Source organism: Dokdonella ginsengisoli, assembly GCF_042652785.1.
Taxonomy (GTDB): domain Bacteria; phylum Pseudomonadota; class Gammaproteobacteria; order Xanthomonadales; family Rhodanobacteraceae; genus Dokdonella_A; species Dokdonella_A ginsengisoli.
The window spans coordinates 286,521-299,650 of the sequence record NZ_JBHSHD010000010.1 but is presented as its reverse complement, the minus strand read 5'-3'; the positions used below and the strand labels follow the sequence as shown (position 1 = coordinate 299,650).

At 69.6% G+C, this 13,130-nt stretch carries 11 protein-coding genes and 1 tRNA gene; all 12 read left to right on the top strand.

The window, feature by feature from the left end; all coding sequences use genetic code 11:
• Positions 1–6: 6 nt before the first annotated feature.
• The 12 genes from mtnC (at position 7) to ACFO6Q_RS13555 (ending at position 13,081) form a co-directional block, all read left to right on the top strand.
• Positions 7–702, top strand: a complete 696-nt coding sequence (gene mtnC / locus ACFO6Q_RS13610; RefSeq protein ID WP_380021650.1) for an acireductone synthase — start codon at positions 7–9, stop codon at positions 700–702.
• On the top strand, positions 699–2,153 hold the full coding sequence (locus ACFO6Q_RS13605) for a C13 family peptidase (protein WP_380021649.1): 1,455 nt from the start codon (positions 699–701) through the stop codon (positions 2,151–2,153). The genes mtnC and ACFO6Q_RS13605 overlap by 4 nt, the downstream gene beginning before the upstream one ends.
• 249 nt (positions 2,154–2,402) lie before the next feature.
• Entirely contained in the window at positions 2,403–2,495 is a 93-nt protein-coding gene (locus tag ACFO6Q_RS13600) for a potassium-transporting ATPase subunit F (protein WP_380021648.1), read from the top strand.
• Complete coding sequence (kdpA, locus tag ACFO6Q_RS13595) at positions 2,492–4,297, top strand: potassium-transporting ATPase subunit KdpA (RefSeq protein ID WP_380021647.1); 1,806 nt, start codon at positions 2,492–2,494, stop codon at positions 4,295–4,297. Before ACFO6Q_RS13600 ends, kdpA begins: the two co-directional genes overlap by 4 nt.
• Positions 4,298–4,515: 218 nt before the next feature.
• Entirely contained in the window at positions 4,516–6,612 is a 2,097-nt protein-coding gene (gene kdpB, locus ACFO6Q_RS13590) for a potassium-transporting ATPase subunit KdpB (protein ID WP_380021646.1), read from the top strand.
• Positions 6,613–6,623: 11 nt separating this feature from the next.
• Entirely contained in the window at positions 6,624–6,809 is a 186-nt protein-coding gene (locus ACFO6Q_RS13585) for a hypothetical protein (protein WP_380021645.1), read from the top strand.
• A gap of 36 nt (positions 6,810–6,845) precedes the next feature.
• Positions 6,846–7,652 carry a TorF family putative porin gene (locus ACFO6Q_RS13580; protein ID WP_380021644.1) on the top strand — a complete coding sequence of 269 codons (807 nt, stop codon included), beginning with the start codon at positions 6,846–6,848 and terminating at the stop codon, positions 7,650–7,652.
• A gap of 44 nt (positions 7,653–7,696) precedes the next feature.
• Entirely contained in the window at positions 7,697–8,266 is a 570-nt protein-coding gene (gene kdpC / locus ACFO6Q_RS13575) for a potassium-transporting ATPase subunit KdpC (RefSeq protein ID WP_380021643.1), read from the top strand.
• 199 nt (positions 8,267–8,465) lie between these two features.
• Positions 8,466–11,222: a DUF4118 domain-containing protein gene (locus ACFO6Q_RS13570; protein WP_380021642.1), complete on the top strand. Its 2,757-nt coding sequence runs from the start codon at positions 8,466–8,468 to the stop codon at positions 11,220–11,222.
• The gene (locus tag ACFO6Q_RS13565; protein ID WP_380021641.1) at positions 11,219–11,941 is read left to right on the top strand and encodes a response regulator; all 723 of its coding nucleotides are present in this window, start codon (positions 11,219–11,221) and stop codon (positions 11,939–11,941) included. Before ACFO6Q_RS13570 ends, ACFO6Q_RS13565 begins: the two co-directional genes overlap by 4 nt.
• Positions 11,942–12,115: 174 nt before the next feature.
• A tRNA-Arg gene (locus tag ACFO6Q_RS13560) sits at positions 12,116–12,192 on the top strand.
• 34 nt (positions 12,193–12,226) lie between these two features.
• Positions 12,227–13,081: a hypothetical protein gene (locus tag ACFO6Q_RS13555; RefSeq protein ID WP_380021640.1), complete on the top strand. Its 855-nt coding sequence runs from the start codon at positions 12,227–12,229 to the stop codon at positions 13,079–13,081.
• Positions 13,082–13,130: the final 49 nt, after the last annotated feature.

The window sequence follows — 13,130 nt, the reverse complement described above, 5'->3', positions numbered from 1 at the left end:
CCGCGCTTGATCCAGGTCATCCTCACCGACATCGAAGGCACCACCAGCTCGATCCGCTTCGTCAAGGACGTGCTGTTCCCGTACGCGCGCCAACGCCTGCCGGCCTTCGTCGAGACGCACGCCGACGACGCCGACGTGCAGCACTGGCTGCAGGAAGCGGCGAAGGAAGCCGGCCTGGTCTCGGCCAGCCAGCAGGAAATCATCGACCTGCTGATCGAGTGGATCGACGCCGACCGCAAGTCGACCGCGCTGAAGGCGCTGCAGGGAATGATCTGGAAGGACGGCTACGCCAGCGGCGAGTACCGCGCACACCTCTACCCCGAAGTGGCCGCGCGCCTGCGCGCGTGGAAGGACGCGGGCAAGCGCCTGTACGTCTATTCCTCCGGCTCGGTGCCGGCGCAGAAGCTGTTCTTCGGCTACAGCGAGGCCGGCGACCTGACGCCGCTGTTCGACGGCTACTTCGACACCGAAGTCGGCGGCAAGCGCGATGTCGAGTCGTACCGCCGCATCGCCGCGGCGATCGGCGCCACGCCGGACACGATCGTGTTCCTCTCCGACATCGTCGAGGAACTCGACGCCGCACGCGCGGCCGGCCTGCGCACGACCCTGCTGGCGCGCGCGCCCACGACCTGCCCGGCCGAAGCGGCGCATCGCTGCGTGGCGGACTTCGACGCGATCGACGTCGACCGAACCACGCCTTGAAGCCCCTGCTTCAGACCCTGCTCGACGGCCTTCGGCTGCTGTTCCTGCGCGCGCCGCGCGGCCGCGCGATCACCGCCGGCCCCGGCACGTTCTTCGCGATGGTGGCGCTGGGCCTGGTCGTGCTGTGCGGCGTCTCCACGCTCGACGCGGGCGCCTTCGCGCTGTCCGTCGACGACGCGATGGCGCTGCTGGTGGAAGCGCTGGTGACCCTGTTCGCCGCGTGGCTGATGGTGCGCCTGTGCGGACGCGACGTGACGTGGGGCACGGCGGCGATCCTGACCGCCACCTCGACGTTCGCGCTCGCCGTCCTGTACTGGCCGTTCGACCTGGCCGCGTCGAGGATGCAGGATGACGACCTCGGCCTCTTCGCCGGTCTCTTCATTCTGGCAGTGTCGCTGTGGTGGCTGCTCGCGCTGCTGGTCCTCGCGCACTGGCTGGCGCCGCGCCGGTTCGCGCGCACGCTCGGCGTCGCCGCGCTCGCCTTCGCGGTGACCGCGCTGTCGTGGTGGCTGCCGGCCGTCTCGGTGCTGACGTCCGCAGAGCAGGCCATGCTCGCCGAAACCGGCGACGACACGCCGCCCGACGAAGCCGGCGCCGACGAGGCGCCGGCCTTCGATGCGGAAAAGCTCATGTACGACCAGCCGGCCCTGCTCGACGCGGCGCTGGCGCGGCTGAAGCCGCAGACGCCCGGCAGCGTCGATCTCTACGTCGTCGCGTTCGCCGGCGACGCACAGGAGAACGTGTTCCGCAACGAGGCCGAGTACGTCGAGCAGCTGTTCGGCCAACGCTTCGGCGCCGCCGGTCGCGTGCTCGTGCTGGAGAACAACGCGGCCACGATCGCGACGCGTCCGCTGGCCAGCTGGACCAACCTTCAGCGCGGCCTCGACGCGATCGCCAGGACGATGGACCCGTCCGAGGACGTGCTGCTGCTGTACCTGACCACGCACGGCTCGGCCGACCACCAGCTGCTGGTCGACCTCGATCCGCTGCCGCTGAACCAGATCGAGCCGCAGGATCTCGCCGACGTTCTGAAAACCGATCCGCGCCTGCGCTGGAAGGTCGTCGTCGTCAACGCCTGCTACTCGGGCGGCTTCGTCGACGCCCTGCGCGACGACTCGACGATGGTGATCGCGTCGGCCCGCGCTGACCGGACCTCGTTCGGCTGCGGCGCGGACTCGGACATCACCTACTTCGGCAAGGCCTTCCTGGCCGAAGCGCTGAACCAGACGACCTCGATCCGCGACGCGTTCGAGCGGGCGAAGGCGTCCGTCGCGCAATGGGAGGCGACCGAGCAGCAGGAGCATTCCGAGCCGCAGATCGCGACCTCGCCCGCGATCGAGGCCAGGCTCGACGCCTGGCAGCGCACGTTGCAGCCCGGCGCCATCGTGCCGTTCGCGCCGGCCGGTGCAAAAGACGGCTCTCGCGCAGACGCGGAGAACGCGGAGGAATAGTTCCTCTCTGCCCTCTCTTCTCTGCGTCTCTGCGAGAAATTCTTCCTCGCTCCACCCGCCGATCTTTATGCGTTCTTTATGGCGCAGCCGCGCTTTCCTACGCGGCGCATATGCGCGCCGGCCTATCGTGACGGCCTCGAACGACGAGACGTCACCCCCCATGGATTTTGTCTATCTGCTCCTGCTCGCGGCGCTGGCCGGTCTGACCGGCGGCTACCTGTGGCTGTGCGCCCGGCTGGAGGATCGCCGATGAGCGCGCTGCACGCCCTCGCCGCGCTGATCGCGCTGCTGCTGGCCGTCTACCTCACCCTCGCCCTGCTCAAGCCGGAGTGGTTCGAATGAGCGCGAATGCCTGGCTGCAACTGGCCCTCTACCTCGCCGTCCTGCTGCTGACGGTGAAGCCGCTCGGCGCCTACATGGCGGCCGTGTTCTCCGATGCGCCCACGCGCGTGCGCCGCTTCGGCGCCCCGATCGAGCGCCTGCTCTACCGCCTCGGCGGCGTACGCGCCGACGAGGACATGAGCTGGAAGCGCTACGCCATCGCGATGCTCGCCTTCAACGTCGCCGGCCTGCTGCTGGTGTACCTGCTGCAGCGCACGCAGCAATGGCTGCCGCTCAATCCGCAGGGCTTCGGCGCCGTCGCGCCGGATTCGGCGATGAACACTGCGATCAGCTTCGCCTCGAACACCAACTGGCAGGGCTACGCCGGCGAGTCGACCATGAGCTATCTCACGCAGATGCTCGGCCTGGCGGTGCAGAACTTCCTCTCCGCCGCGACCGGCATCGCCGTGCTGATCGCGCTGATCCGCGGCTTCGCGCGGCGCACGGCGCAGGGCATCGGCAATTTCTGGGTCGACCTGACCCGCAGCACGCTCTACGTGCTGCTGCCGCTGTCGCTGCTGGTCGCGCTGCTGCTCGCTTCGCAGGGCGTGGTGCAGAACTTCAAGGCCTACCAGGACGTGCCGCTGCTGCAGCCGACGACGCAGGTCGAGACGGTCAAGGATGCCGACGGCAACGCGATCAAGGATGCCGACGGCAAGGACACGACGAGGCAGACGCCGGTCGCCGCGCAGACCCTGCCGTTCGGTCCGGCCGCCTCGCAGATCGCGATCAAGCACCTGGGCACCAACGGCGGCGGCTTCTTCAACGCCAATTCCGCGCATCCGTACGAGAATCCCACGCCGTTCTCGAACTTCATCGAGATGCTGGCGATCCTGCTGATCCCGGCCGGGCTGTGCTACACCTTCGGCGCGATGGTCGGCGACCGCCGCCAGGGCTGGGCCCTGCTCGCCACGATGCTGGTGATCTTCGTGCCGCTGGCGATCGGCTGCACGATGGCCGAACAGGCCGGCAATCCCGCGCTGGCCGGGCTCGGCATCGACCAGCACGTCTCCACCCTGCAGGCCGGCGGCAACATGGAAGGCAAGGAGACGCGCTTCGGCATCGCCGCGAGCGGCCTGTTCGCGACCATCACCACCGCCGCCTCGTGCGGCGCGGTCAACGCGATGCACGACTCGCTGACGCCGCTCGGCGGGCTGGTGCCGATGTGGCTGATGCAGCTGGGCGAGGTGATCTTCGGCGGCGTCGGCTCCGGCCTGTACGGCCTGATCGCGTTCGCCATCGTCGCGGTGTTCATCGCCGGCCTGATGGTCGGACGCACGCCCGAGTATCTCGGCAAGAAGATCGAAGCCTACGAGATGAAGATGGCCAGCCTGGTCGTGCTGATTCCCTGCGCGCTGGTCGTGGTCGGCACGGCGATCGCCGTGCTCGCGCCGCAGGGCGTCGCCGGCATCGCCAATCCGGGCATCCACGGCTTCAGCGAGATCCTCTACGCGCTGTCCTCGGCGTCGAACAACAACGGCAGCGCATTCGGCGGCCTGTCGGCGAACACGCCGTTCTACAACGTGCTGCTGGGCATCTGCATGTTCATGGCGCGCTTCCCGCTGGCGATCGGCATGCTCGCCATCGCCGGCTCGCTCGCCGCCAAGAAGCAGGTGCCGGTCTCGGCCGGCACGCTGCCCACGCATACGCCGCTGTTCGTCGTGCTGCTCGCCAGCACGGTGATCGTGATCGGCGCGCTGACCTTCCTGCCCGCCCTCGCGCTCGGGCCGATCGCAGAGCAGTTGCTCGCGAGTGGGCGCTGAAAGGCGAGAAGACTCCACCACGAAGGAAGGCGGAAGAACCTCCGTGCCTCTATCCGAGCGTCCCAGGCGTCAGCCGTTTTCCTTCGCCGCTCCAATCGAAAGCGAGAACTCCAAACCACGGACCTCCCGAAACGCGCGAAGGAAAGCTTCGGATTCGCTTTTCTTCGCGCCCTTCGTGTCCTTCGTGTTTCCTCTTTGATCCTGGATCTTCGACCCTCATGACCACCTCCCATACCAGCGCGCTCAGCAAGGATCTGCTGCTCCCCGCCGTCGCCGACGCGTTCCGCAAACTGTCGCCGCGGCGCCAGTTCCGCAACCCGGTGATGTTCGTCGTCTTCGTCTGCAGCGCGCTCACCACCGGCCTGTGGCTGCAGGCGCTGACCGGCCACGGCGAAGCGCCGGCCGGCTTCATCCTCGGCGTGACCTTGTGGCTGTGGTTCACGCTGCTGTTCGCCAACTTCGCCGAGGCGATCGCCGAAGGCCGCGGCAAGGCGCAGGCGGCCAGCCTGCGCGGTGCACGCCGCGACGTGGTGGCGAAGAAGCTGGCCGCACCCAAGCGCGACGCCGCCGTCGCGGTCGCCTCCGCCAGCGACCTGCGCGTGGGCGACTGCGTGCTGGTCGAAGCCGGCGACTTCGTGCCCGCCGACGGCGAAGTGATCGACGGCGCCGCCTCGGTCGACGAAAGCGCGGTGACCGGCGAATCGGCGCCGGTGATCCGCGAGTCCGGCGGCGACCGCAGCTCGGTCACCGGCGGCACGCGCGTGCTGTCGGACTGGCTGGTCGTGCGCATCGCCAACAATCCGGGCGAGAGTTTCCTCGACCGCATGATCGCGATGGTCGAAGGCGCCAGCCGCCGCAAGACGCCGAACGAGATCGCGCTGACCATCCTGCTGGCGAAGTTCACGCTGATCTTCCTGCTCGCCTGCGCGACGCTGCTGCCGTATTCGCTGTACGCCGTGCAGAGCTCCGGCCAGGGCGAGCCGGTGACGATCACGGTGCTGGTCGCCCTGCTCGTCTGCCTGATCCCGACCACCATCGGCGGCCTGCTCTCGGCGATCGGCATCGCCGGCATGGACCGCATGATCCAGGCCAACGTGATCGCCACCTCCGGCCGCGCGGTGGAAGCGGCCGGCGACGTCGACGTGCTGCTGCTCGACAAGACCGGCACGATCACGCTCGGCAACCGCCAGGCGGTCGCCTTCCACCCGGCACCCGACGTCGACGAACGCGCGCTGGCCGACGCCGCCCAGCTCGCCTCGCTCGCCGACGAGACGCCGGAGGGCCGCAGCATCGTCGTGCTGGCGAAGGAACTGTTCGGCCTGCGCGAGCGCCAGATGACGGGCGCCGGCATGCAGTTCGTGCCGTTCACGGCGCAGACGCGCATGAGCGGGGTGGACCTGCCCGCCGATCCGTCGCGCCAGGACGCGCCGGGCGTCCAGCACATCCGCAAGGGCGCGCTCGATGCCGTCAGGAGGTACGTCCAGGCGCAGGGCGGACAGCTGCCGCCGACGGTGATCAAGGCGGCCGAGGACGTCGCCCGCCAGGGCGGCACGCCGCTGGTCGTCGCCGAAGGCCATCGCGCGCTCGGCGTGATCGAGCTGCGCGACATCGTCAAGGGCGGCATCCGCGAGCGCTTCGCCGAGCTGCGTGCGATGGGCATCCGGACCATCATGATCACCGGCGACAACCCGCTCACCGCAGCCTCGATCGCCGCCGAGGCCGGCGTCGACGACTACCTCGCCGAGGCCACGCCGGAAGCCAAGCTGAAGCTGATCCGCGACATCCAGGCCGAAGGCCGGCTGGTCGCGATGTGCGGCGACGGCACCAACGACGCACCGGCGCTGGCGCAGGCCGACGTGGCGGTGGCGATGAACAGCGGCACGCAGGCCGCCAAGGAGGCCGGCAACATGGTCGACCTCGATTCGAATCCGACCAAACTGATCGAGATCGTCGAGATCGGCAAGCAGATGCTGATCACGCGCGGCGCGCTGACCACGTTCTCGATCTCCAACGACGTCGCCAAGTACTTCGCGATCATCCCGGCCGCGTTCGCCGGCACGTATCCGTCGCTGAACGCGCTGAACGTGATGCATCTGGCCACGCCGCAGAGCGCGATCCTTTCCGCGGTGATCTTCAACGCGCTGATCATCGTGGTGCTGATTCCGCTCGCCCTGAAGGGCGTGCACTACCGCGCGATGAGCGCAGCCCAGCTGCTCCGGCGCAACCTGCTGGTGTTCGGCCTGGTCGGCCTGGCGGTGCCGTTCCTCGGCATCAAGCTGATCGACGTGCTGCTGGTCGCCTGCGGTCTGGCCTGAGGAGAACCGTGATGCGCACGCATCTGCTGAGAACCGTCTACCCGTCGTCCGCGACGGCCGAGCCCGACACCGGCAACGCCGCGAACGACGCCTGCTACGCCGCCGACGATGCGGCGAGAAAGAAACCCGCCCCGTTCGTCGCGCCGGCGCGCACCGAGGACGACGACTACGTCCTCGGCGGCTACGCCGGCATCTGACGCACGACGCCATTCCGTTTCGAACAAGGACATCCCGTGAAGAACAAGACACTGCCGTGGGCCGCGGCCCTCGCCTGCCTGGCCGCCGCGAACCTCCATGCCGAGGACGCGCCGTACACGATCAGCGGCAACGTCGCGCTGACCTCCGATTATCTGTTCCGCGGCCTCACCCAGACCTGGGGCGGCCCGGCGATCCAGGGCGGCGCCGACCTGGCCACGAACAGCGGCTTCGCCGCCGGCGTGTGGGCCTCGAGCATCAGCGACCGCAGCTATCCCGGCGCCTCGCTCGAACTGGATCTGTACGCAAGCTACGGCCGCCCGATCGACGAGGACTGGTCGTGGCGCGTGGGCCTGTACAGCTATCTCTATCCCAACGGCGACCTCGACGAAGCCGGCCTGCCGTCGCGCTCGTTCGACACGCTCGAGGCGAACGCCGCGCTGAGCTGGAAATGGCTGACGCTGAAGTACTCGCACGCGCTGACGGACTATTTCGGCGTCGACGTCGAACAGGGCTACCGCGGCGATTCGCGCGGCGCCGGCTACGTGCAGCTGGACGCCACGATTCCGCTCGCCGCGCAGTGGAGCCTGGCCTTGCACGCCGGCCACACGCGCTTCGGCACGCGCCTGGCCGCCCCCAACGCCGACGGCACCGACGACCCGGACTACAGCGACGTCGGTGCCACGCTGAAGTACCAGTTCCATCCGGGCTGGTCGGCCAGCCTCGGCGTGAGCCACGCCGACAACGACGATTTCTACGGCCGCACCGCCAGCTTCACCGACGCCGGCGACACGCGCGACACCGGCGGCACGCGCGGCTTCGTCACGCTGCAGGGCATCTTCTGATCCACGCCGCCACCGCTTCCACTCCAGAAAGTACGGGAACCGCCATGAGCAAGATCCTCCGCCAGGCCGTCGTCATGCTGCTCCTGCTGACGATCGTCACCGGCATCGCCTATCCGCTGGTCGCCACCGGCCTCGCCCAGGTGCTGTTTCCGCGCGCCGCCAACGGCAGCCTGATCGAGGTCGACGGCAAGCCGCGCGGCTCGGAACTGGTCGGCCAGTTGTTCACCGATCCACGCTACTTCTGGGGCCGGCCGTCGGCGACGGCGCCGTTCGCCAACAACCCGGCGGCATCGTCCGGCTCGAACCAGGGCCCGACCAATCCGGCCCTGACCGAAGCGGCGCGCCAGCGCATCGCCGCGCTGCGCGCCGCCGATCCGGGCAATACGGCGCCGGTGCCGGTCGAGCTGGTCACCGCGTCGGGCAGCGGCCTGGATCCGCACATCTCGCCGGCCGCCGCCGCATACCAGGTCGCACGCGTCGCGCGTGCGCGCGGCATCGACGCGGCCGAGGTCGAGAAGCGCGTCGCGCAGGCCACCGAAGGCCGCCAGTTCGGCGTGCTCGGCGAGCCGCGCGTGAACGTGCTCGAGCTGAATTTGTCCCTCGACGGTCGGTAGCCTGCTGTTCGTTCGGCGTCTCCACGGAAAGCGGTTTTCTCGCAAAGACGCAGCGGACGCAGAGAAAAGAGAAGAGCTTGTGATCTTCCCTGCGTTCTCTGCGCCTGTGCGAGAAACCGCTCCTTCAGCCGCATCGCAGAAAACATAGCCATCCCGGCACCGCTTGCCGCATGATGGACGCGGTCCACAGCGCCGTCGCATGCCCACGTCCGAGAACTCCGAACGTCCCGATCCCGACGCCCTGCTCGCGCGCGTGCAGAACGAGGATGCGCGCGCGCGGCGCGGCCGCCTGAAGATCTTCTTCGGCGCCACCGCCGGCGTCGGCAAGAGCTACGCGATGCTCGAGGCGGCGCGGCGCCAGCGCGACGACGGTACCGACGTCGTCGTCGGCTACGTCGAACTGCACGGCCGCCCGGAAACCGAAGCCCTGCTCGACGGGCTCGAACTCCTGCCGCCGCTGCCGCTGGAACACCGCGGACTGGAGCTGGCCGAATTCGATCTCGACGCCGCCCTCGCCCGCCGGCCGCAGCTGCTGCTGGTCGACGAGCTGGCGCACAGCAACCATCCCGGCGCGCGCCATCCCAAGCGCTGGCAGGACGTGCAGGAACTGCTCGAAGCGGGCATCGACGTCTATACGACCGTCAACGTCCAGCACCTGGAAAGCCTCAACGACGTGGTCGCGCAGATCACCGGCGTGCAGGTGCGCGAGACCGTGCCGGACAAGGTGTTCGCCGAAGCCGACGACGTCGAACTGGTCGACCTGCCTCCGGACGAACTGCTCGAACGCCTCGCCGAAGGCAAGGTATACGTGCCGCAGAAGGCGCGCCAGGCGGCCGAAGGCTTCTTCCGCAAGGGCAACCTGATCGCGCTGCGCCAGCTCGCGCTGCGCGCCACCGCCGACCGCGTCGACGCCGCGCTGCGCGAGTACCGCGACCGCCACGCGATCTCGGCGACCTGGGCGGCGACGGACCGCATCCTGGTCTGCGTCGGTCCCGATCCGCTGTCGGCGCGGCTGGTGCGCGCCGCACGGCGCATGGCCGCGGCCTCGCACGCGCCGTGGCTGGCCGTGTACGTCGAGACGCCGGCGCTCACGCGCCTGCCGCAGTCCGCGCGCGACCGCATCCTCGCCACGCTCAAGCTGGCCGAGCAGCTCGGCGCGGAAACCGCCAACCTCAGCGGCGAAGGCGTCGCCACGACCCTGCTCGAATACGCGCGCCGGCGCGACGTCAGCCGCATCATCGTCGGCAAGCCGGTGCGCGCCGGCTGGCTCTCGCGCTGGTGGCCGTCGCTGGTCGACGGGCTGATCCGCCACAGCGGCGCGATCGACGTCTACGTGATCAACGGCGAGGCCGGCGACGAGAAGCCGGTCGCACCGCGCCTGCCGGCGCGCAGCAGCCGCTGGCCGGCGTACCTGAAGGCGCTGGCGGTGGTCGCCGCGGCGACCGCGCTCGGCGCGCAGATGGTCGGCAGCTTCGAGCGCACCAACGTGGTGATGGTGTACCTGCTCGGCATCGTGCTGGTCGCCGCGCGCCTCGGCCGCGGGCCGTCGGTGCTGGCCTCGGTCCTGAGCGTTGCGCTGTTCGACCTGCTGTTCGTGCCGCCGCAGTTCTCCTTCGCCGTTTCCGACACGCAATACCTGATCACCTTCGGCGTGATGCTGACCACGGCGCTGGTGATCAGCCAGCTGACCGCGCTGGGCAAGCGGCAGGCCTCCGTCGCGCGCCAGCGCGAACGGCGCAGCGCCGAGCTGTACGCGCTGAGCCGCGAACTCGCGCGCCGGCGCAACCTGGAGGATCTGGCGAAGTTCCTGGTCCGCCACGTGCTCGCCAGCGTCGACGGCGAGGCGGCCGTGCTGCTGCCCGACGCCGACGGCAGGATCCAGGACCCGACGCACTTCTGCGACCGCGGCGCCGAGCGCGCCAGCGGCAGCCTGGTGCGCTATCCGGTGCCGGGCAACGACCTGGGCATCGCGCAGTGGGCCTACGACCATCGCCGCAAGGCCGGCCTGAACACCGACACGCTGGCCAGCGCGGCGGCGATCTACGTGCCGCTGCTCACCTCCAAAGGCGCGGCCAGGACGGCCGCGGCGGACGAGCGCGAAAGTCACTGCATCGGCGTGCTCGGCCTGCGCCCGGCCGATCCGCGCCAGCTCGTCATCCCCGAGCAGATGCACCTGGTCGAGGCGCTGGTCAACCAGGCCGCGGTGGCGATGGAACGCGTGCAACTGGCCGAAGCAGCGCAGGAAGCCGGGATGCGCGTCGAATCCGAGCGCCTGCGCAACACCCTGCTCGCCGCCATCTCGCACGATTTCCGCACGCCGCTGGCGACCATCATCGGCGCCGCCTCCACCCTGCGCGACAGCGCGCTCGACGCGTCGCAGCGGCAGACGTTGCTCGACGGCCTGCTGCACGAGGCGCGGCGCATGAACCGCCTGATCGGCAACCTGCTCGACCTGACCCGCCTGAGCGAGGAACCGGTTCCGCTGCGCCGCGACTGGGTCGCGATCGACGAACTGGTCGGCTCCGTGCTCGCGCGCCTGCGCGAGCTGCTGGCGCGGCATCCGGTGGCGCTGGCGATCGACGACGACCTGCCGCTGCTGTCCGGCGACGAGGTGATGCTGGAACAGCTGCTGTCCAACCTGCTGGAGAACGCCGCGCGCCACACGCCGCCGGACACCGCCGTGGAGATCGGCGCGCACGCCGACGGCGCCGACCTGGTGCTGAGCGTGCGCGACCGCGGGCCGGGCTTCCGCGACGGCGAAGAAGCGCGCGTGTTCGACAAGTTCCACCAGGGCATGCGCGAACGCGCGCAGAGCGGTTTCGGCCTCGGCCTTGCGATCTGCAAGGCGATCGTCGACGCGCACGGCGGCAGCATCCAGGCGCGCAACGCGAAGGACGGCGGCGCCGAGTTCCGCGTGCGCCTGCCGCTGCGGCCGCGCGGAGTCGCCGCGCCGTGAGCGCCGCGCGCGCCAACCTGCTGCTGATCGAGGACGACCCGCAGATCCAGCGCTTCCTCGCCACCGCGCTCGACGCGCACGGCTACGCGCTGCACGTCGCGGGCGGCGGCAACGAGGGACTGCGGCTCGCCGCGCTGCATCGTCCGGACATCACCATCGTCGACCTCGGCCTGCCCGACCTCCCCGGCCTGGAAGTCATCGCGCGCCTGCGCGAATGGTACGAACAGCCGATCCTGGTGCTGTCCGCGCGCGAACGCGAGACCGACAAGGTCGCCGCGCTGGACATGGGCGCCGACGACTACCTGACCAAGCCGTTCGGCATCGGCGAGCTGCTCGCGCGCCTGCGCGTGATGCAGCGGCACCTGTCGCGCCGCGAAGCGGTCGCCGAAACTCCTCGCGTCGAGATCGGCGACGTCACGCTCGACCTCGCCGCCCGCCGCGTGCGGCGCGACGGCGAGGACGTCCATCTCACGCCGATCGAGTACCAGCTGCTGGCCACGCTGGCGCGCCATCGCGGCAAGGTGCTGACGCACCGCCAGCTGCTGCGCGAGGTGTGGGGCGCGGCGCACACCGAATCGCCGCAGTACCTGCGCATCTACATGCGCACCCTGCGCAAGAAGATCGAAGCCGACCCGGCCCGGCCGAAATGGCTGCTGACCGAGACCGGCGTGGGCTACCGGCTGCTCGACGCGGAAGCGGCAGCGGAAGGCCCCGGCTGAGGCGAGCGCGGCGCGCCTCGGCGGAGCGCGGCGCGACGCCGGATGCCACCGATCCGGCCGAAGCCGGGTATCATGGCGGCCCGGCTGCCGCCCGTCCGATTCCGCGAGCTCTTTCGCGCGTCACGGCACGGCCGGAGCATCCGATCCCCTCGGATGCGAGCCGCCGGTCCACGCGGCCCCGTAGCTCAGCTGGATAGAGCGCGCCCCTCCTAAGGGCGAGGTCACAGGTTCAACTCCTGTCGGGGTCGCCAATTCGGATCGGCGTGCAGCGGTGGCGAAGGCAGCATGCCGCAAATCCTCTGCCTCCGGAACGCCCGCACAGCACATGCCGGCAGAATGGTTCTGCGCCCTCGCGCAGAAGCTGCCCGTCGAAGCGCGCGCGACGAAAGAACGCTTCTCCACGATCGTCTGCAGCGGGCGTGCAGCATCGTCACCGCCGCGTACCGAACGATCATGCGGCAGGCCAATGCCCAAGGCGCCAGGCAGATCGGATCGATGAGGATCGACACGGCCCTTGTCCCGCTTCGAACCGCCCGCGTATTGCGCGGATCGACCGCCGCTCAGGCGTCTGCGGCACGCTCGCCTTCGCACGCCGTTCGTGACTTCGACGACGATCAGGCGCACACTGACGAAGCGTTGGATGTCCTCGCCCCCTGCGATCGCCTCCCTCACACTCGTTCGCCGACCCGCGGTTGGCATTGCCGGCATCGCCGGACGTCGGACGACCCGTCCTTCTCTCCCGACGAGCGGCTTGCGCCTGGTGATCGCAAAGCTCACGAACCGTTTTTCTTCCGCTTTCGGCAACGACGCAGGGTGACACCGCGCCGGTCCTTGCAATCCGTGCGCGCAATCGAGGGAGGCGGCATGAAACTCTCGTCACCGGTCTTTCAGTTCCGGCTCTGGGACGGCCATTCGATCGGACCGGCTGCGTTGAAACGCATGTGGTCCGCGGCCTGCGACGACGAAAAGGTTTCCGTGTCGCGAACGTGGGTGGGCACCAGCCATTCCGGAGTCCCCAAGTACCTCTACTGTCTGCATCCGCCGTCGCTCGTGTTCAACCGGACGCTGGCCGAATCACGCATGATCCTTTACCTGCGGGCTCGCTACCCGTCGATGCCCGTCGTCCTGCAGCGACTTTGAAGCCTCAAGGATCGCTTCCCGTCCGCTCACCCGGCACAAGCCGTCGTGC